Genomic DNA, 21,559 nt, shown 5'->3' with positions numbered 1-21,559 from the left:
AAAACATAAAATGCCAATAACACCTATTCGGATCACCTTACAACCTGTCGTCCTCTCTTTACTTTGCTTGCAACTCCTCATGATAATACTAGGAGATTTTTTCTTCCCTACTTTAGCTGCTTACAATGAATATATTTCTGAGGGAGAATGGTGGCGATTTATAACTTCGCTATTTATACATGTAAATTTCCAGCACTTTCTTTCCAATAGCATTTGTCTATTTTTCCTCGGTCATTCTATCGAAAAACAACTAGGAAGTGTTCGTTTCCCTATTTTATTTTTTACTGCTGGCATTAGTGGTAATATTTTTTCTTATATTATGATGCCTATCGGATATGTCCATGCCGGCGCATCAGGTGGCATTTTCGGTTTACTTGGTGCACAACTTTTTCTTTTATATAGTCGCTATCGACCTTATCAACCGAAAGACTTCGTTTTCTTTTCTTCAATTATTTTTCTATTACTTCTTGTCACCTTCTCTACCCCTTCTGCTAATCCTATTAGCCATTTAACAGGACTACTAATGGGTGGTATTTATACTCCATTTTTAACAAAAAAAAAGATGGTGTAGAGCTTATTTAACATAAAAGCTCCCACCATCGATTATTTCCACCTCTGGTTTTGCACCAAGATCTCGCATTAATTGAAATAAAGACTCATCCTTCTTTTTCGCTTCAATCATACAATCTATTTGCGAAACACTACCTTTAATTTTCTGTAAAAAAGATAAAAATGTATCTGCATCAATAAAATCCGCATGAGCTCTAGGATCCTTTCCTTTTCGCGGACTAGAAATATGCATTTTAATTGGCAATAAAGACACTTTCCAAGTATTCACTACACGTTCCCACCCTTCATACCAATCCTCTTTATCGTTATTCATCATATGATGGTGCAAATCAAATACAACCGGAATTGCCAGTTTTTCACCTAAATATAACGTTTCTTTTAATGAAAAAGTCGTATCATCATTTTCTAACATAATCATTTCTTGAATGCTTGCAGGAACGTTGGACCAATTTTCAATGAAACGTTCTAATGCAAGTTCTTTATTATTATATCCACCACCAACATGTAACACACAGCGATGTCCTCGTTTGATCCCCATTCCCTTTAACAACTTCCGGTGCATCTGAAGCGTTTTTACCGACTGTTTAAAAATATTTTCTTGCGGTGAATTTAATACAACAAAATGATCCGGGTGAAAATCGATCCTCATCTTCATTTGATGTGCAAATTCACCTAACCCTTTTAAATTCTCCTTTAAAGGACGAATATAGTTCCAATTGAGCAATTCTTCATGATTTGCTAAAGGAATTAATTTTGAACTAAGCCGAAAAAAGGATATATCATGTCCCTTATTATGTTTTAATAACCGCAAACAATTTTCTAAATTAGAATTAGCAATTCTTTCAAGCTTATGAATCGCCGCCTCTCGATCTTTCATACGTTGAAACTGCGCGTATGTCATCGTTTGAGAAGGAGATGCATTTTTCAAGTGCATACTCATCGCTACATAACCAAGTCTTACGAGCATAAAGCCCCTCTTTTCTATAGAATTTATTATGTAGTATGCGCAATTACACAAATAAAAAAGGATGCCCTTTTTTGGACATCCTCTCTTTTATTAAGCTTGTGGCTTACGGCTATGATGTTTTCTTTCACCGCGTCCATTTGAAGATCCTGGGCGACCTTGCCCTTCTCCTTTGCGACCACGGCTACGGTTACCGTCACGGTTGCCATCACGGTTACGACCATCGCGGTTACGGTCACGATTACGACCATCGCCGCCACGACCATCGCGATTACGGTTACGGTTACCATCACGGTATCCATTTCCGTTACCACCGCGTTTTTTAGCTCCTCTTGAAACAACTGGTGGTTCTGATGTTAAAGAAATTGGTGTTGTATCTGGTTCTTTTGTCATCATTTTCAGAGCAGCTGCTACAACAGTTACAGAATCATTTTCTTCTAACATTTCTTCTGCAATACGTTTGTAGTATGATAAATTATCATTTTCAATTGTGCTTTGAAGCTTTTCAGCGATTAAACGTTGTTGACCTTCTAATGCTTCATCCAGTGTAGGTGCATCCATGCGGTCCATCTTACGCTTAGTTGTACGCTCGATATTTTTCAATTGTCCTGATTCACGTGGCGTTACAAATAGCATCGCAATACCTTTTTTACCAGCACGGCCAGTACGACCAATGCGGTGAACGTATGATTCTGGATCTTGTGGAATATCGAAGTTGTATACATGTGTTACACCTGAAATATCAAGACCACGCGCTGCAACGTCTGTTGCAACAAGCACTTCAATAGAACCTTCTTTAAATTTACGTAATACAGACATACGCTTCGCCTGTGTTAAATCACCATGAATACCCTCTGCTGCATAACCACGTAAGTTTAATGCTTCTGATAATTCATCAACACGGCGCTTTGTACGACCAAATACAATCGCAAGCTCTGGAGATTGAATATCTAATAAGCGTGTTAATACGTCAAACTTTTTCTTTTCTTGCACTTCTAAATAGAACTGCTGAATGTTTGGCATTGTTACTTCTTTTGCCTTTACTTTAATATGCTGAGGCTCAGTCATGAAACGCTCAGCAATGCGACGGATTGGATCTGGCATTGTCGCTGAGAATAATAATGTTTGATGTGTTTCTGGCACATCTGTTAAAATTGCTTCAATATCTTCAATGAAGCCCATATTTAACATTTCATCTGCTTCATCAAGAACAACCGTTTCTACATTTTGTAGACGAAGTGTCTTACGGTTAATGTGATCTAAAATACGTCCCGGCGTACCAACAATAATGTGTGGGTGTTTTTTTAGAGCACGAATTTGACGGTTAATATCTTGGCCACCATAAATCGGTAAAATACGAACGCGTTTATGCTTACCAATTTTGTAAAGTTCTTCTCCAACTTGAATCGCTAATTCACGTGTTGGCGCGATAACAATACCTTGAACTGATTCTTTATGTGTATCCACTTTGTCTAATAGTGGTAATCCGAATGCTGCTGTTTTCCCTGTACCTGTTTGCGCTTGCCCAATAATGTCTTTACCTTGCAAAGCATGTGGAATTGTTTCAGCTTGAATTGGCGTAGCCTCTTCAAAGCCCATACTTTCAACCGATTGCAGTAAAGACTCACTTAATCCTAATTCTCGAAATGTTGTCAATGTTACTTCTCCTTTTCTATCCTATACTTATCATTTAAAAAAAGGCATTTTCCGAATTTGCGGAAAAGCCCTTTTCCTGAATGCTCACGTATATAAACGGGCGTATATTCTTCACGAAAATACTTCTAAACGTTATTACACTTTATCAATTATAAGTTTTGTATGTGTAAAAAGCAAACCCAACTGTTACCTTATTTCATAATAAAGGTCTTTTTCTACACTTTTATTTTTCATTTTTTTACTGTAAGCGCTTATTAGAAGTTTTTGCGATTTCGTTATCTGTCATCCCTATTTACATAAACCAATTATTTCAACATCGTAATAACTTCTTCCAACTTCATCCCACGAGATGCTTTCACTAATACAATGTCCTTCACATCAACGATTGCTTGTAAATTTTTCACAAGCTCTTCTTTATCATCATACGCTTTTACACGTTCATTAGGGAAGTTAATTTTTGCTCCCTCAGCAATTTGGGTACCAAGTTTACCATACGTAAATACATAGGAAATTTGAGCCGGATCAATCAACTTACCAACTTCGTAATGAAATTGTACTTCTTGATCTCCAAGTTCTAACATATCACCAAGAACAACAATTTTTTTAGAAAATCCATCTAATCCATTCATTAAATGGAAGGCAGCTTCCATAGCCGTTGGACTTGCATTATATGCATCATTAATAATTGTTAACCCATTTTCTGTTTTTACAATCTCCATGCGCATACCTGTCATTTGAAGTGTTAGTAAACCTTGTTTCATTTCTTCCCACGTTACACCGAAGTATTTTGCAATCGCCATTGATGCCAGTGTATTATATACATTATGTTTCCCAAGAACCGGGAGATAAAATACAACACCTTCATCCTGATTCATCTTAAAGTACGTCCCTGTCGCCTGCAATGTTACAGAAGTTGGATAATAATCGTTCGCTCTAGCATCACCAAACGTAACAGTTTCTGCCACTAAATTCATCTTTGGAACGCGATTTGTTAATAGCGGTTCATCCCCATTGTATACAAATACTCCGCCTTCTTGTAGGCCAGTAACGATTTCAAGCTTCGCCTCAGCAATCGCATCACGAGAACCTAAATCCATCAAATGCGCTTCCCCAATATTTGTGATAATCGCTGCATTTGGACGAGCTAACTTAGATAAAAATTCAATTTCACCTCTGCTAGACATCCCCATTTCTAATACAGCCATTTCTGTATTTTCTTCTAAATTCAAAATCGTAAGGGGTAAACCAATATGGTTATTAAAGTTCCCCTCTGTTTTTTGAACCTTAAATTTAGTTGCAAGAAGACTTGTCACAATATCTTTCGTGGACGTTTTACCATTACTTCCTGTTACACCTATAACTTTCACATCTAACTGATCACGATAACTTTTCGCTAATGTTTGTAATGCAGATAGCGTATCTTCTACAAAAATCACTGGTATATTCGTTGGCGGATTTTGCACATCTCTTTTCCAAAGTGTAGCTACAGCACCATTTTCAATTGCTTTATCTACAAAAGAATGACCATCAAAACGCTCACCTTGAATCGGAACATATAAATTATTTTTTTCAATTTTTCGTGTATCAATTGATACGCCTTGTATAGTAATTTCAGCATATTTTTCTAATAATCCTGTCCCATTCATCATTTGTTCCACTTGTTTTAACGTGCGCTTTATCATAAAAACACTCCTTACATAGAAGAAACACTATTCTCTTGAATAGTGCTCCCCCCTTTTTTGTTAGATTGTATATTTAATTTTTTGCTTTTCTTCGTGACGCTCAATCGCCAAACGAATTAATTCCTCAATTAACTCTGGATACGGTAAGTTAGTATGTTGCCATAATAACGGGAACATGCTAAATGGCGTAAATCCTGGCATTGTATTTACTTCATTAATATATACTTCTCCATCTTTTGTTAAGAAGAAGTCCGCTCTTGTTAATCCAGCGCCATCTAAAGATTGGAATGCACGAATTGCATCTTTTTGAATCACATTCGACTCTTGTTCTGTAATTTCAGCTGGGATAATTAATGCCGTATCGCCATCAATATATTTTGATTTATAATCATAAAACTCTTTCTTCGGCATGATTTCACCAACAACAGAGCATTTTGGCTCATCATTTCCTAAAACGCCAACTTCCACTTCACGCCCTACAATATTTTCTTCTACGATAATTTTGCGGTCAAATTGGAATGCTTCTTCAAATGCCTTTTCTAATTCTTCACGATCTTTACATTTATTAATACCAACGCTTGATCCAAGGTTTGCTGGTTTTACAAAGCACGGGTATCCTAGTTTTTCTTCTACTTTATCATAAGCTGTTGGAGGATTTTTCTCCCATACGCTACGAATGAAAGATGCATACTTCGCTTGTTTCAATCCTGCTTCAGCAAAGATGTTTTTCATAACAACTTTATCCATACCAGCTGCAGATGCTAATACACCGTTACCAACGTATGGAACATTCAATAATTCTAGTAAACCTTGTACTGTTCCATCTTCACCGTTCGGTCCGTGTAACAGCGGGAAAATAACATCAATTGCCTCTTCTTGTTTAGAAGAAGATGATGGGATAATTTCTGTACTTAATGATACTGGAGAAATTGCATTTTCCTCTCCATTCATTTGTAATGCTTGCACGCTCGTTACTTCACCTTCAATGCGTTCGCCACGCATCCACTGACCTTGCTCTGTAATATAAATTGGATGAATCTCGAATTTTTCTTGATTTAATGCTTTAATAGCAGCAAGAGCTGTTTGTAATGATACTTGATGCTCTGCTGATTTTCCACCATATAATAAACCTAATTTAATTTTCGTCAATGAAATCACCCTAACCAATTGTTTTCATTTTTCTATTTTAGCACTTTTTATAGAAATAGGTAGTTCCTATTTAAATAAAGTAAAACTTTTCTTGTCCCTACTTTTGCTGCTCAAGGGTAATAAAACAAAATAAAAGTTCCATAAATGGCTTTGTAATTTCACCAATTTCCTTTTTATGCACAATTATTCTACATTCCTATCTTTTCCTTATAAGAAAACTGTATTACGCTCCTCGTTATGTACCTAATATATATGAAGAAATACCTCTTTTTGTGTATGTTACCTATTGACTACGAGGTTTGTTTCGCCACACTTCCCTTTTGCCTTTGTTCCACAAGACGATCTAACGAAATATATACAAGGCCCGCTATAACACATCCGACTCCTAAAATCGTGAATAAGAAATGCCCTAGCGATCGATCAAGTAGTAGGCCGCCAAGAAGTGGGCCGAATGCATTCCCTGTAATCCACTGTAAACTTGCCGCTCCCATATATGTTCCGCGCAAATGCTCCGGCGCCAAATTTGCAACAAATGTCATTTGTACAGGAGACATAATCATTTCACCTAGCGTATATACCGCATAGACAACAAGTAATGTTATGAAAATAACCGTAGCACCTGTTCCCAATTCACCAAACCACCTTGGAAGCCAACCGATGAATAACAGCCCGATTCCAAATAACCAGGCCCCATATAGCATTGTCTTTCCAACCGGTTTATCTGTTGCCCATTTTGAAATTTGGAATTGAAATAAAACAACTAACAAACCATTTAAAGCCATCAAATATGGATACGGGTTATTTTCACCAAATATTTCTTTCATTTCGTTATCGAAATGAAGGGGAAGCATACCTTCTGTTTGCGAAAAACCCATAGAAATAATAATACCTGCCAATAAATAGATCATCAGTACCCTATCTCTCAAAATAACTCTCCAAGCAGGTTCTGTCTCCTTTTTCGTAACCCCGTTCTCTTTCAATGTAGCTTTCGGCATTGTTTCTTGAATCAATATTAGCACAAGAAGTGCATAAAACAGCATTGAAGAAGCAGCAATAATAAACACTACATTTTTCGAGAGAACAACTACCGAAGCCCCCATAATCGGCCCAATTGCTGCCCCAATATTATGCCCCATTCGTAATAAACCGTATGCCTCAGTCCTCTTTTCGGGTACTGTAACATCCGCTACCATTGCCGACGCCGCTGGATGAAAGAGTGAATTACTTAATCCTAACAAAACAGACAAAATAGCATAAGGCAGAAACCCTTCTATAAATAAAAATCCAAGCATTAACAATGCATTACTTGCCATCGAAACTATCATAATTGGTTTTCTACCATATATATCGGCAATTCGCCCCCCTATAAGGGAACCAAAGCTGGCCGCAATAGGAGAAAGAGCCATAATGATTCCTACTTGTAATAAAGAATCTACTTTATCTTTTAAATACAATGCAAAAAATGGCATTAACATCATCATTGCAATTCCATTCAATGTTTCTCCTATAAAACGAATCCACACATTACGATCCATTGCTTGTAGCTCGCGCCACGTCTTTTTCATTTACAACACCCCTTTAATCAACCACTCCTTATCTTATATTATTTTTAGAAAAATGTAAATTTTCAAAATAAAAGATCCGTTCTATTCTATTTAGAACGGATCTTTTTTCCTATAAATTTGCCACATCTTCCTCATCTTTTGTATTACTTAAAACACTATGCTTCCGGCTATATAAGAAGTAAACCGCTACACCAATCACCATCCAAATGCCAAAACTCATCCATGCGGTTCCTGATAATTGGAGCATTAAATATACACAAAAGATAACTGTTAATGCAGGTAAAACCGGTACAAGTGGCGCTTTAAAAGCACGTGGTAAATCTGGATGTGTTCTTCTCATTACAATAACAGCTACAGCTACAAGTGCAAATGCAGATAATGTCCCCATATTTACAAGATGTGCTAGCACATTTAAATCAATTAGCCCTGAAATAAGTGCTGCTATAACACCTGTTGTCCATGTATTTAAAAATGGTGTTTTAAATTTCGGATGAACTTTTGCAAGGCGCTTCGGCAATAAACCATCTCGGCTCATTGCATATGAAACACGAACTTGCCCATACATCATAACTAACATTACAGTTGTAATTCCTGTAATTGCTCCCACCGAAATAACACCCGCTAAACCATCTTGTCCAATAAACTGAAGTGCGAAAGCTACCGGATCAGAAATATTCAGCTGACCATAAGGGACAATCCCAGTCAAAACGAGTGAGACGATAATATAAAGAAGAGTACAAATGAGTAATGATGCTATGATACCGATTGGTAAATCACGTTGCGGCCGTTTTACCTCCTCCGCTGCTGTTGATACAGCATCAAATCCAATGAATGCAAAGAATACTGTCGCAGCTCCTGCCATTACACCATCAAGACCAAATGGCATAAACGGCGTCCAGTTTTCCGGCTTTACATAATTAAAACCAGCAAAGATAAAGAGTATTACAACTGCTATTTTAATAAAAACCATAATATTGTTTACGCGAGCACTTTCACGTACACCTCTAGATAAAAGAACTGTCATAATTAAAATGATAATAACAGCAGGTAAATCAATAAGGCCACCCTTTCCCGTTCCAGGGGCAGAAGCTAAAATGGTCGGAATATGAATCCCAAAACCTTTTAATAAAGATTGAAAATATGCAGACCATCCATTAGCTACCGCAGATGTCGCTAATAAATATTCCAGCATTAAATCCCAGCCAATTAAAAATGCAAATACCTCTCCCATCGTCGCGTATGTATACGTATAAACACTTCCGGAAACCGGAACAGACGATGCAAATTCCGCATAACAAAATGCAGCAAAGGCACAAGCTAGTGCGGCTATAGCAAATGATAAAATGATAGCTGGTCCAGAATGTTTCGCTGCCACAACACCCGTAAGAACAAAAATTCCAGTCCCGACAATAGCTCCAATCCCAAGCATTGTTAAATCCAGCGCTCCCAATGTTCTCGCTAATGTTTTCTGTTGGCTTTCTCGCATCAGTTTTGCAATTGGTTTCTTTTGAAAAATTTGCTTCATAGCATGCACCTCTTTTTTAAATTTTCTGAAATTTTAATTTATTATTCCATTCTAATCACAGTGCGTTTTTCAGTCAATACTTTTGTCGAAATAAATAAAAAAATATTTTATTAACTTTAAAAACAAAATATAGCGACGCTGGAAAGCCTTCCGTTTCTATATTTATTTACCACATTAAATAATCTCGTGATTCGACATACAAATTATGTATATAACTATATCTCTATATCTTTTTATAAATATTTTTGTTATCCTATAAATTGTCGATTCCAACTAAAGAAAGAGGCGCACTCACCTTATGAGCATGCCTCTTTCTTTTATTTTGTAGTATATGAACCGTCTTCAATCCAGCTATACATATATTTTTCATCTTCCGTTTCATGTGCTTGTTTCACAATACGAAGCGGGCGGAATGTATCGATCATAACCGCTAATTCAATCGTTTCTTTTTTTCCTAAGCTCGCTTCTGTTTTACCAGGATGCGGTCCATGTGGAATACCACTCGGATGGAGTGTAATTGAACCTTCTTCTACACCTTTTCTGCTCATAAAGTTTCCTTCCACATAATAAAGAACTTCATCACTATTTACATTACTATGATAATACGGCGCTGGAATTGCTTCTGGATGATAATCATATAAACGTGGCACAAAAGAACAAATAACAAAATTATGCCCTTCAAAAGTTTGATGAACTGGTGGTGGCTGATGAATACGACCCGTAATTGGCTCAAAATCCTCTACATTAAAAACCCAAGGGTATAAATATCCATCCCAACCGACAACATCTAGCGGATGATGCTGCATAACATACTTATGCATGTAACCTCTCGACTTTGTCATAACGACAAACTCACCTTTTTCATCATATGTTTCTAACTTCTCTGGTCCCTTGATGTCTCTTTCACAGAAAGGACTATGTTCTAACAATTGACCATACTCATTACGATAACGACGCGGTGTTGTAATTTGGCTATTCGCCTCTACAACAAGAAACTTAGTCTCTCCCTCATCTGGAATCACTCGGTAAATTGTTCCGATCGGAATCGTTACATAATCACCTTTCCGGTAATGAATCGTCCCAAACATCGTCTCAATTTTTCCTGTTCCGTAATGAACAAATAACATTTCATCTCCATCACCATTACGATAGAAATAATCCATTTTTTCCGTCGGATTCACGACCCCGATTAATAAATCTTTATTTCCTAATATAAAGTCCCTTCCACTTACCGCGTCTCCAGTTTTTTTAGTTTCTTTCGTACGAAAATGACGATGAGCAAGCGCCACGTCTTCTTCATACTGCAACTGACAAGAATACGCTAGCGCAGCATGCCCTACCTCAGTTGGCATATAATGATGATACAAAATGGATTGTGTTCCAGAGAAACCTTTTGTTCCCATTACCTGTTCACGATAAAGCGATCCATCTTCTTTACGAAATTGTACATGTCGTTTATGAGGAAGCTCCCCCATGTGACGATAATACATGCCCATCACCTGCTTTCATTTCTTTTTTCACTACATTACACAATGTACCTAACCCGGTAATTGTAAGTTCTACAACATCACCATCTTGCAACCACTTTTCTGTACCAAGTTCTAAAATACATCCTGTGCCCACTGTACCAGAACCAATTACATCTCCTGGATATAAGGTAACATCCTCTGAGGCACGTTCTATCATTTCTGCAAACGTATAGTAAATATCCCGGAAATTCCCTTTAGACAAAACTTCTCCATTCACGCGAGCAGTCATTTCTAAGTCATAACGTTCACCTGTACGATAAACTTCTAGCTCATCTTTCGTAACAAGATAAGCTCCTAATGAAGTAGCAAAGTCCTTTCCTTTCGCTGGACCAAGCCCTACTTTCATTTCTAGAGCTTGCAAATCTCTCGCACTCCAATCATTCATAATACAATAACCGAAAATATATTCTTCTGCTTGCTCACGTGAAATATTTCTTCCCTCTTTCCCAATGACACAAGCTATTTCTAATTCATAATCTAGCTTTTGAGAACGTTTTGGCCCAACAATAAATTGATTTGGCCCAATAACCGCACGATGATTTGTAAAATAAAAAACCGGAATATCATACCACTCCGGAACAACATCTAAGCCGCGACGTCCACGAGCCGTTTTGACGTGCTGTTCAAATGCATAAAAATCTCGAATACTACTTGGATTTGGAAGGGCTGCACAAAGCTGCACATCTTTCAAAGCGTACACGCCACTTGTTGGTTTTCGAATACCACGCGCTATTTCTATATATTCATCCGCTTTCTCTAAAAAATCGAGCATAGATGAAGGAAGAATGCCATTACTTGCTAGATTCATATCGATTACTTTGTCACCTTCCAGCCAACCTGCACACATTTCTCCTGAAGGAAGACGAAATGTAATAAATTTCATCACGATTCCTCCTCACTATTTATATAAAATACAACTTTAATCAGTGAGGGATCCCCCCCCACTGACAGATAACAATTTATAGATTTCCGCGGCGTTCTTGTTCTCTTTCAATAGATTCAAATAAAGCTTTAAAGTTCCCTTCTCCGAATCCACGAGAGCCTTTACGCTGAATAATCTCAATAAATAATGTTGGACGATCCACGATTGGCTTCGTAAAGATTTGTAACAAGTAGCCTTCTTCATCACGATCCACAAGAATCTTAAGTTCTTTTAACTTATCAACTTCTTCATCAATTTCACCGACGCGTGCTGTTAACTCATCATAATACGTGTCTGGCGTATCTAAAAACTCAACTCCATTAGCGCGAAGAGCTTTAACTGTTTTCACAATATCATTTGTTAATAATGCTAAATGCTGTACACCTGCGCCATTATAAAACTCTAAATATTCTTGGATTTGTGATTTACGTTTTCCATCTGCCGGTTCATTAATTGGAAACTTAATACGGCTTCCATTTGTCATAACTTTCGACATTAATGCAGAATACTCTGTACTAATATCATCATCATCAAAATGAATCATTTGTTTAAAGCCCATAACATTTTCGTAGTAACTAACCCACTCTTCCATTTTTTCAACGTTACCAACAACGTGATCTACAGCGATTAATCCTGATTCTTCACTCGGAATATTAAATTCAACCTCTTCATAACCAGGCATAAATTTACCTTTATAGTTTTTACGCTCTACAAGCGTATGAATCGTGTCACCATACGTACCGATTACTGCTTTTTTTAATGTTCCATGCTCATCTGTTAACTCTTCCGGCGGAGCAATCGCAACAGCACCTCGTTTTATAGCTTCTGAATATGCTTTCTCAACATCGTCAACAAGTAAAGCTACATCTTTCACTCCATCACCATGGAGCTTTACAAATTCTGATATACGACTATCACTATTTAAAGTTCCAGACACAACAAAACGCATGTTTTTTTGCACAAGAACATAAGATACCTTTTCACGGTTCCCCGTTTCTAATCCAGAATAAGCAACAATTTTAAACCCAAATGCTCTTGCAAGGTAATAACTTGATTGCTTTGCATTTCCTACATAAAATTCTAAATGATCGACATCACGTACCGGAAAGAAATCCTCCATTTGTGCAGCTAACGTATCCATAGATTTTTGTTTCATAAATTCTTCATCCCCCTGTAAATAAATTGAATACTACATAGAACCAACCGAAAACGCTTCCAGCCACCAATAAAAAAATTAGTTAGCAAGCTAACAAATTTCCGACCTTTAAAGTTTTCTATCTTTTCTGTCAAATACCTCTTTTTTTCTTTCGTATAAAATTCGACTTTTTTCTCTTCTCATAACAGGGAATTCATACATATATATAAATCCATTTTGATTTTCTAACAGATACATTACGGTTATGAAAAACAGACAGAGGTCTTCACTCATTTTCTCCTTCTATTTTTACATGGAATGGGGCTAAAAAAGGCACTGACCGCTTCTATGCTGAGCCAGATCCTCTCTCCCATCTAAAAAGGAAATGGTTTTTATGTCGGTTTTTCAATTTGTATTTATACAGATAAGATTTAATGATGTGGATATAGAACATATAGAAAACTAGGAGAATACAAAAAAGACCCTAACATATTAACTATCTATAATATGCTAGAGTCTTTATTTTTTTTGAATAATGGTACGAATAATATATGAGAAATTCCTCTTATCTATCCTCATCATACTAATACATTCGCGAGGAATACAATAAGTGCTGTTAATACTGCTGCTCCACCTGCTGATCCTAATAAATCCATCTTTGTTACTTGTAATACTTGTTCCATACTCCTCATTCTCCTTTCAGCTTTATTTTAAAATCTTTGTTCTACGCGATTACTTATACAAAATTTCTATTATACTAACACACTTGAAAGAAATACGATTAATGCTGTTAATACCGCTGCTCCACCTGCTGATCCTAATAAATCCATCTTTGTTACTTGTAATACTTGTTTGTTTTCCATCATTTCCATTCTCCTTTCAATTTTATTTTTGTTTCATACTGTTCGTTTTACTGCTTGTACAAATTCTCTATTATACTAATGCACTTGAAAGAAATACGATTAGTGCTGTTAATACTGCTGCTCCACCTGCTGATCCTAATAAGTCCATTTTTGTTACTTGTAATACTTCTCTGTTTTCCATCATTTCCATTCTCCTTTCAATTTTATTTTTGTTTCATACTGTTCGTTTTACTGCTTGTACAAATTCTCTATTATACTAATGCACTTGAAAGAAATACGATTAATGCTGTTAATACTGCTGCTCCACCTGCTGATCCTAGTAAATCCATCTTTGTTACTTGTAATACTTGTTCATTTTTCATTGTTATTCTCTCCTTATTAATAGATATGTATAAGAAACAACTCATTCATAGTTTTCATCTTAACGTTACATTGAATTATGTTGTGTAATGTTTGTAACATTAATGTAACATAACTTTTTTCATCCTGCAATATAAATACGGAAAAATTATTACATTTTTTTTACGATATTATCAAAAAATATCCACAAACCCTTTTATATAGCGCTTTTCAATGCATATATGTTTGTAATATTAATGTAACATTACAGTTATACAACGAAATAAAAAGTAGATATCTTCATTGAAAGAGCTACACAAAACCATTTCTTTTGAGTGAAAAGAGTATTCGCTCACGGACAGGAACTGTCAGTTCCTTTTTTAGCCCCATACTATGTGAAAATAAAAAAAAGAAAATATGCGGAGAACTTCTTTTGTTTTCACAATCACAACTTATATGCCGGAAAAGTAAAAGACATATAAGTAGAAAGAATTATAAATAGCCTTACTACTTTTATCACGCTATTTGCGGGCAGTAAGACTTCCACCTCAAAATTCAGCGACAGCAAAGCAGTTAGGTGGGAGTCGGGCTGCCCGTAAAATCCCGATTGGTGAGGGCTGATTAAAGTTTCACCTTATTACAAAATAAGATTCTTTTCTTCTTTTTCACTACTAGCTGTAACCTCCTCCTACAGGAACTTCGTTTTCTTGAATCCTTGATTGAGCAATGTTATGAATAAACGTAGGGTGTACAAATTCTTCCTCATTCCTCACACTAACTTTTCTATAAAATCCAAGATAAGTTAATATGTTTCCTAAAGATAACTATGTATAATAAAAGCAAAGAGGTGGTCAGTTTGAAATTAATCGCACTAGATATGGATGGTACACTACTATCATCTAATCTTGAAATCTCCAAAGAAAATTTACAAGCTATTCGTGATGCTAAAGCAGCAGGGCATATTGTAATGATTTGCTCTGGGCGTGCAAAAGAAGATGTTTTAAAACTATTGGAAGAGTATGAGTTATCGCTTCCAGTCGGAGCAAGCAATGGGGCAATTGTATATGTTGACGGAAAAGTAATTAACGCACGTTGTTTACAAACTGATAAAGTATACAAGCTTGCTAAATTACTAGAGTATGAAGGTTTTCCATATAAACTGTACACAAATAACGGCGTTTATTCTCCTTATAATTGGAAAGAACAAGTCATGCAGGCATTCAAAGAAAATGAGAATGCGCTTGATGTTACAATGGAAGAACTTGAACGAATTACAGAGAAACAGAAAAAATCAAACTTAATTACCGATTACCAAAAAATCGAAGATGTCGTAAATAATCCAGACTTAGAAATTTCAAAATTCTTTATCTCGACATTTAATGACGAGCAGCGCTCACAATTACTACAATCTTTACAAGAAGATGAAGAAATTATGGTGACAGCGTCAGCGCCGACTAATTTAGAAATTATGGACAAACATGGTCATAAAGGTAATGGATTACAAGAAATGGCATCTTATTTCAACATTCCGATTCAAAATACAATTGCAATTGGCGATAACTTCAATGATGTACCAATGTTAGAAGTAGCTGGCTTATCTGTTGCAATGGGGAATGCCGAAGAAGAAGTAAAAAAATTATGTGATGTTGTTACATTAACGAATAACGAACATGGTGTTGCTCACGCAATTGAACAGTATGTATTAAAGCAACCATCTTCAAGTAAATAAAATAAGGACTCTTTCGTATGTGAAAGAGTCCTTTTCTTTTATACATGATGACATGCAACAAGATGTCCTTCTCCAACATCACGAAATTCCGGTACAGCTTGTTTACAAACATCCGTTACAAACGGGCAACGTGTATGAAAGCGGCAGCCTGACGGCGGATTGGCTGGACTTGGAATATCCCCTTGCAAAATAATTCGTTCTCGCTTAACAGTTGGATCTGGAATCGGTACAGCTGATAGTAATGCTCTTGTGTACGGGTGAAGTGGATTCGCAAACAATTCATCCCGGTTTGCTGTTTCTACGATTGTTCCTAAATACATAATACCTATTTTTGTACATAAATGTTCGACAACACTTAAATCATGTGAAATAAATAGATAAGATAAACCTTTTTTCTCCTGTAGTTCACTAAACAAGTTTATAATCTGCGCTTGAATCGATACATCTAACGCTGCAACTGGTTCATCCGCAACAATAAATTCTGGATTTAATACCATTGCTCTCGCGATAACAATTCGCTGACGTTGTCCTCCAGAAAACTCATGGGGATAACGATCAATATGATATGGCGCTAAACCACATAGATCTAACACTTCTAACACTTTTTCACGAACATTTTCTTTCGTCGCTAAGCCATGTGCTATCATCGGTTCACCAAGCGCTTCTCCAATACGCATCCGCGGATTCAATGAACTAAATGGATCTTGGAAGACAAGTTGCATATTAGGACGGTGTTTTCGTAATTCTTCTTTCGATAACGTGTGCACATCTTGACCTTTAAACTTCACTTCGCCCTCTGTTTTTTGAACAAGGCGAAGAATCGTTTTACCAATTGTCGTTTTTCCACTTCCTGATTCCCCAACAAGACCAAATACCTCGCCCTTATTAATTGTAAAACTCACTCCATCTACCGCTTTTACATGCCCAATCGTTCTACTAAATACGCCGCCCTTAATTGGAAAGTATGTTTTTAAATTCTTTACTTCTAATAACGGTTCGCTCATTGCTCAGCACGCTCCTCATATAACCAGCAAGCTACTTTATGATTGTCTTCATACACTTCTAAATTCGGCGCTTCCTTTTTGCACATGTCCATGCACTGCTCACAGCGCCCACTAAAGTAGCAAAATTCACCTAAACCAACTAAGTTGGGCACTTGCCCTGGGATAGAGTAGAGTTTATCTGTGCGTTTTCCCATTACTGGTTTTGATCTTAGTAATCCTTTTGTATACGGATGTTTCGGGTTCTGGAATAATTCTAAAACAGGCGCTTCTTCAATTACTTTACCGCCATACATCACTACAACATAATCCGCCATTTCTGCCACAACACCTAAATCATGTGTAATTAATAAAATAGATGTTTTAAATTCTTCTTTTACCTGTCTTAATAAATCTAGTATTTGCGCTTGAATTGTAACGTCAAGAGCCGTTGTAGGCTCATCAGCAATTAATAGTTTAGGGTTACAACTTAGTGCAATTGCAATCATAATCCGCTGTAACATTCCCCCACTTAATTCATGTGGATAGGAGTGAATAATTTCATCAGCACGTGCAATACCAACTTTACGAATTAACTCAATCGCTTTTTTATACGCTTCATTTTTACTCAGAAGTTCATGCTCTCTTAACACTTCCACAATTTGCTCTCCAACAGTAAAAACCGGGTTAAGAGATGTCATTGGCTCTTGGAAAATCATCGCAATATCATTCCCTCTTAAACTACGAAGCTCCTTCCCTTTCATCCCGAGCAGGCTTTTCCCTTCATAAAGAATATCACCACCAACGATGCCTCCAGATTCAGCAATAAGTCCCATAATAGATAAAGCCGTGACACTCTTCCCGCAACCTGATTCACCTACTACACAAACTGTTTCCCCTTCTCGAACGGAAAAACTAACATGGTTAACGGCCTTTACCGTTCCCTCTTCCGTTTGAAAGTGCGTTTGTAAATCCTTTAGCTCAACTACTGCTTTACTCATGTTTCCTCACCTACCGCTTCATCTTTGGATCCAATGCATCACGAAGTGCATCACCAAGTAAATTAATTGAGACAACTGTTATAAAAATCGCAAAACCAGGTGGAATCCATAACCATGGGCGCTTTTGGAAATCGATTAATGAGTTTGCCGCATTAATCATATTTCCCCATGATGGTGTAGGGGGAACAACTCCGAGACCTAAATAGCTTAATGCGGATTCACCTAAAATGGAACCTGCAACACCTAAAGTTGAGACAACAATTAATAAGGGCAATACATTGGGAATTAAATGATAGATAATCTTACGATAATCCTTCAGCCCCAAAACATCAGCAGCCTGCATAAACGCTTGTTCCCGAAGCGATAAAATTTGTCCTCTTACAAGACGAGCAAGCCCCGGCCAACCTACTAAGCTTAAAATAATCATAATTACGTAAAGACGATATTCAGAGGGGATTTTCCACTCTGATAAGATAGCTCCCATAATAATAAGTAATGGTAATCCCGGCATCGACATTAAAATATCAGCAAGACGCATAATAATATTGTCGACAATACCACGATAAAATCCTGAAATAGCTCCTAGTAATGCGCCAAGTATGACAGATAACACCATAGATGCTAAACCGATTGTTAATGAAATTCGGCCCGCCTGCATCAGTCTCGTTAAAACGTCTCTTCCTAATTGATCTGTACCAAGCCAATGAGAGAAACTAGGCGGTTTATTGATAAGCGTAACTTGTATTTTCCCTGATGCATATGGTGATAAAAACGGCCCAATGAAACAAAATAAAAACATAAAAATTAATGCGTAAAAACCTACCAATGCCATTTTATTTTTCTTTATTTTTTTATAAGCTTGTCGCCACGGTGATGATTCATTCCTTTTTTTCTTCTTTATCTTGTTCTCTGTTATTGCCGTAACAGTTTCCATCTCTTCTCCCCCCTTACTTCAACCGAATACGCGGATCAACAACGGCGTATACAATATCCGCTAAAAAATTCGAAAAAATTGTTAAACCGGAAAGAAACATCGTAAATCCCATTAATACTGTATAATCACGGAAATTTAATGCCTCTAATTGAATACTCCCGATCCCTGGCCAATTAAAAATTTGCTCAATAATAATAGCTCCAGAGAATAGGCCCGGTAATTCAAAAGCAAGTAATGTAATAGCTGGTAAAATAGCATTTTTTAATGCGTGCTTATAAATGACAGCCTTTTCCTTCAAACCTTTTGCACGAGCTGTTCGAATGTAATCTTGTCTTACAACCTCAAGCATGCTCGTTCTAAAATAACGCGTTAGTGAACCTACACCAAGAAGCGTCAAAATGAATACTGGCAAAATCATATGTTTAAGCACTTCCAATACATATGGAAATCCTGTTGAATTACTGCCGACATCAATCATTCCACCTATCGGTAATAAATGAAAATCAACAGCAAAGATTTTAATTAAAAATAGTCCGATAAAGAACGATGGAAATGACATCGCTGCAAAGACACCAACGGTAACAAGCTTATCGAATAAAGAATGTTGCTTCGTCGCCGAAAACACACCAATGATAAGGGCAATAAACCAAATAAAAAACAGCGCGATAACTGCAACAATAAAAGAATTCCAAATAAATTTATTAAGAAGTGAAGTTACCGGCTCTTGATATTGTAATGAAAACCCAAAATCTCCATGCAATGCATTACCTAACCAATGAAAGTATCGCTCAACAATCGGTTTATTCAATCCATATAGTTCCCTAAGTTCTTCTGCTCTTTCCGGTGTGATCTTTGGATTTGAATCAATATAATCACCTGGAAGGAGCGCGAATAAGAAAAAGATAATCACTGATGTACCAAACAATGTAGGAATCATCTGTAACAGCCTACGAATGATATATGTTTTCACCTTTTGTTTCCCCCAATCTTATGTACTTAAAATAGAAAACATTTTTTCAAAGCGGCTTTTCTACTTGCCCAATGAAAAAATGTCTTCTATTTATACTGCCTTATCATTATTTTTCAATCGATAATACCGGTAAGTTTGTACTAATTCCATCGTACTTTTCAGGGTCAATACCTTTTATATTTGCGTTATAAGCTGTAATGACTTTACGATAGTTTAATAGAATAACAGGGGGATCATCACTTAATTCTTTATACAATTCTTTATAAATCGGTTTACGTTTTTCAAGATCAACTGTTTCAATTCCTTTTTTAATTAATTCATCAACTTTTTTATTTTTGTACCCTAAGCTATTTCCTTCACCTTCAGAGGAATAGCCGCCAACTGTTTCACTTGGATCCGCCGTAATTGGTGTTGAAACGCTAGCTAAGTCATAGTCACCTTTATTCACTTTGGAAAGCATTGTGTTGAAGTCCATGAATTCCGGATTGAATTCAACGCCTAATTCTTTATAGTTCTCTTTGGCAATCGGAATAAATAAGTCTCCCTCTTTTGCTGAACTTGAACCATAATACGTTAACTTTAGTTTTTGACCATCCTTTTCACGAATTCCATCCGAGCCAGCTTTCCAACCCGCTTCATCCAGTAATTTTTTCGCTTTTTCCAAGTTATATTCGTACTTATTAATCCCTTCGTCTGTATATGCCCAAGAAGTTGGGTGAATTGGTACATTCGCTACAGTGCCATAACCTTTCAATGCGGTATCAACATATTTTTTACGATCTAATCCATAAATAAGTGCTTGGCGTACTTTTTTATCTTGTAAATATGGTTTTTTACTATTCATTCTTATATAAGAGAATGAAGATGCTGTTTCGATTTCAATATTTGCAAATCCTAAACCCTTTACTTGTTCTAATATTTCATCACCTGTTCCAACCCCTGTATAATCTACCTCACCTGTTTGGAATAACTGAAATTTCGTATCTGCTGACGTAATTTTATAAATAAAGTTTTTAATTTTTGGTTCTCCTGCATAATAATGTTCATTTGCTACGAAACGGACTTCTTGCCCAGGAACATATTTTTCAAATTTATAAGGACCAGCAGCGAGTGGTTTGCCGTATAACTCTTTCAAATAATCTAAACTTGTATTTTGCTTATAATCTTTCCCATAATAAGCCTTAGAAAGTACTTCTCTCCCTAATCCTACTAATGCTTGTGCGTTTGCTTTCTCTGTTGTAATTTGGATTGTTTGTGGATCTACTATTTTAATTCCTTCAATTGAAGTTGCTTTTCCATCTTTATAATCCTGTCCGCCTTTAATTGCATATTGTAAAACATCATCCCCACCTTCATACGCTTTATCATGTAGAAGTGTTAATGTAAATGCTACATCATCTGCTGTTAGTGGAGATCCATCACTAAATTTCAAACCTTTACGTAAGTGGAATGTATATGTTAGTTGGTCTGAAGAAACATCCCATTTCTCCGCAAGAACTGGTTCTGGTTTGCCTTGCTTATCTGTTCTAACAAGCGGAGCAAAAATAACAGATGTTACGTTGCCATCCCAACCATTGTCTTGGAAATAAGGTAAAAAAACACCGCCTGGTTTGGAAATGCCAGAAATAAATGTATCTTTTCGATTTTTTGCCTTATCTGGAATCTTTGTCTTATCTGTAGCCACAATTTTTTCAACCTTCACATTCTTCAAATCCTGTTGCTTAACAGGTTCTGTTGAAGCCTTTTCTTCTTCTCCCCCACAAGCTGACAACACAAGCGAACTACTTAGTAATACCGAAAATACACCAGCCCATTTCTTTGTCTTTTTCTTCATTGTCCCCACCTTTGCTTTCTTTAAAATATTCTCCACCCTTGATAAACCTATCTTTCTTATTGCCTCCATGTATGTTTCCCCAAAACACACTTTATAATCCATCGGAAAAGTCGGTTTTAAATATAAAAAAAGAGATGTTTGTGAGGGGGTAACAATATTATTCCGACCTTTCCGGTAGACTTTATTGTTATTAGCTTATATCGCCAGTTATA

19 protein-coding genes and 1 pseudogene are annotated in these 21,559 nt (G+C 36.6%); 2 read left to right on the top strand and 18 right to left on the bottom strand.

Features of this window, described 5'->3' with window-relative positions; translation table 11 throughout:
• The first annotated feature begins 10 nt into the window (after positions 1-10).
• A pseudogene (locus ACX5JI_RS23415) lies at positions 11-582 on the top strand (rhomboid family intramembrane serine protease).
• Here ACX5JI_RS23415 and uvsE read toward each other — a convergent pair.
• From uvsE to ACX5JI_RS23350, 13 genes are all read right to left on the bottom strand, one after another.
• Entirely contained in the window at positions 575-1,537 is a 963-nt protein-coding gene (gene uvsE / locus ACX5JI_RS23410) for a UV DNA damage repair endonuclease UvsE (protein WP_459503405.1), read from the bottom strand. The pseudogene ACX5JI_RS23415 and the gene uvsE sit on opposite strands and share 8 nt — an antisense overlap.
• Before the next feature lie 90 nt (positions 1,538-1,627).
• A complete protein-coding gene (gene cshA, locus ACX5JI_RS23405; RefSeq protein WP_459503404.1) occupies positions 1,628-3,190 on the bottom strand; it encodes a degradosome RNA helicase CshA in 1,563 nt (520 codons plus the stop codon).
• A gap of 305 nt (positions 3,191-3,495) precedes the next feature.
• The gene (locus ACX5JI_RS23400) at positions 3,496-4,872 is read right to left on the bottom strand and encodes a UDP-N-acetylmuramoyl-tripeptide--D-alanyl-D-alanine ligase (protein WP_459503403.1); all 1,377 of its coding nucleotides are present in this window, start codon (positions 4,870-4,872) and stop codon (positions 3,496-3,498) included.
• A 60-nt stretch (positions 4,873-4,932) separates the two neighbouring features.
• Positions 4,933-6,021 carry a D-alanine--D-alanine ligase gene (locus ACX5JI_RS23395; RefSeq protein ID WP_459503402.1) on the bottom strand — a complete coding sequence of 363 codons (1,089 nt, stop codon included), beginning with the start codon at positions 6,019-6,021 and terminating at the stop codon, positions 4,933-4,935.
• A gap of 290 nt (positions 6,022-6,311) precedes the next feature.
• On the bottom strand, positions 6,312-7,586 hold the full coding sequence (locus ACX5JI_RS23390; RefSeq protein ID WP_459503401.1) for an MDR family MFS transporter: 1,275 nt from the start codon (positions 7,584-7,586) through the stop codon (positions 6,312-6,314).
• Positions 7,587-7,695: 109 nt separating this feature from the next.
• Complete coding sequence (gene bcaP, locus ACX5JI_RS23385; RefSeq protein ID WP_459503400.1) at positions 7,696-9,111, bottom strand: branched-chain amino acid transporter BcaP; 1,416 nt, start codon at positions 9,109-9,111, stop codon at positions 7,696-7,698.
• A gap of 317 nt (positions 9,112-9,428) precedes the next feature.
• Positions 9,429-10,601: a homogentisate 1,2-dioxygenase gene (locus ACX5JI_RS23380; RefSeq protein WP_459503399.1), complete on the bottom strand. Its 1,173-nt coding sequence runs from the start codon at positions 10,599-10,601 to the stop codon at positions 9,429-9,431.
• Positions 10,567-11,523 carry a fumarylacetoacetate hydrolase family protein gene (locus ACX5JI_RS23375; RefSeq protein ID WP_459503398.1) on the bottom strand — a complete coding sequence of 319 codons (957 nt, stop codon included), beginning with the start codon at positions 11,521-11,523 and terminating at the stop codon, positions 10,567-10,569. Before ACX5JI_RS23375 ends, ACX5JI_RS23380 begins: the two co-directional genes overlap by 35 nt.
• Positions 11,524-11,599: 76 nt before the next feature.
• A complete protein-coding gene (gene hppD, locus ACX5JI_RS23370; RefSeq protein WP_459503397.1) occupies positions 11,600-12,718 on the bottom strand; it encodes a 4-hydroxyphenylpyruvate dioxygenase in 1,119 nt (372 codons plus the stop codon).
• A gap of 557 nt (positions 12,719-13,275) precedes the next feature.
• Positions 13,276-13,389, bottom strand: coding sequence for a DUF3948 family protein (locus tag ACX5JI_RS23365; RefSeq protein WP_459503396.1), 114 nt, complete (start codon positions 13,387-13,389; stop codon positions 13,276-13,278).
• Between the two features lie 60 nt (positions 13,390-13,449).
• On the bottom strand, positions 13,450-13,560 hold the full coding sequence (locus tag ACX5JI_RS23360) for a DUF3948 family protein (protein WP_459503395.1): 111 nt from the start codon (positions 13,558-13,560) through the stop codon (positions 13,450-13,452).
• 70 nt (positions 13,561-13,630) lie between these two features.
• Complete coding sequence (locus tag ACX5JI_RS23355) at positions 13,631-13,741, bottom strand: DUF3948 family protein (protein ID WP_459503394.1); 111 nt, start codon at positions 13,739-13,741, stop codon at positions 13,631-13,633.
• A 70-nt stretch (positions 13,742-13,811) separates the two neighbouring features.
• Complete coding sequence (locus tag ACX5JI_RS23350) at positions 13,812-13,922, bottom strand: DUF3948 family protein (protein WP_459503393.1); 111 nt, start codon at positions 13,920-13,922, stop codon at positions 13,812-13,814.
• An 833-nt stretch (positions 13,923-14,755) separates the two neighbouring features.
• Here ACX5JI_RS23350 and ACX5JI_RS23345 point away from each other — a divergent pair.
• A complete protein-coding gene (locus tag ACX5JI_RS23345) occupies positions 14,756-15,628 on the top strand; it encodes a Cof-type HAD-IIB family hydrolase (protein ID WP_459503392.1) in 873 nt (290 codons plus the stop codon).
• A gap of 38 nt (positions 15,629-15,666) precedes the next feature.
• Here the strand turns inward: ACX5JI_RS23345 and ACX5JI_RS23340 are convergent, their stop codons facing one another.
• The 5 genes from ACX5JI_RS23340 to ACX5JI_RS23320 form a co-directional block, all read right to left on the bottom strand.
• Complete coding sequence (locus ACX5JI_RS23340; RefSeq protein WP_459503391.1) at positions 15,667-16,632, bottom strand: ABC transporter ATP-binding protein; 966 nt, start codon at positions 16,630-16,632, stop codon at positions 15,667-15,669.
• Positions 16,629-17,609, bottom strand: a complete 981-nt coding sequence (locus ACX5JI_RS23335; protein WP_459503390.1) for an ABC transporter ATP-binding protein — start codon at positions 17,607-17,609, stop codon at positions 16,629-16,631. The genes ACX5JI_RS23340 and ACX5JI_RS23335 overlap by 4 nt, the downstream gene beginning before the upstream one ends.
• Positions 17,610-17,619: 10 nt before the next feature.
• Entirely contained in the window at positions 17,620-18,543 is a 924-nt protein-coding gene (gene opp4C, locus ACX5JI_RS23330) for an oligopeptide ABC transporter permease (protein ID WP_459503389.1), read from the bottom strand.
• 13 nt (positions 18,544-18,556) lie between these two features.
• Positions 18,557-19,513, bottom strand: a complete 957-nt coding sequence (locus ACX5JI_RS23325; protein ID WP_459503388.1) for an ABC transporter permease — start codon at positions 19,511-19,513, stop codon at positions 18,557-18,559.
• A gap of 106 nt (positions 19,514-19,619) precedes the next feature.
• On the bottom strand, positions 19,620-21,347 hold the full coding sequence (locus ACX5JI_RS23320) for an ABC transporter substrate-binding protein (protein WP_459503387.1): 1,728 nt from the start codon (positions 21,345-21,347) through the stop codon (positions 19,620-19,622).
• Between the last annotated feature and the right edge of the window lie 212 nt (positions 21,348-21,559).

Source organism: Bacillus sp. C1 (assembly GCF_054570475.1).
This window is presented reverse-complemented; position numbering and strand designations above follow the sequence as displayed.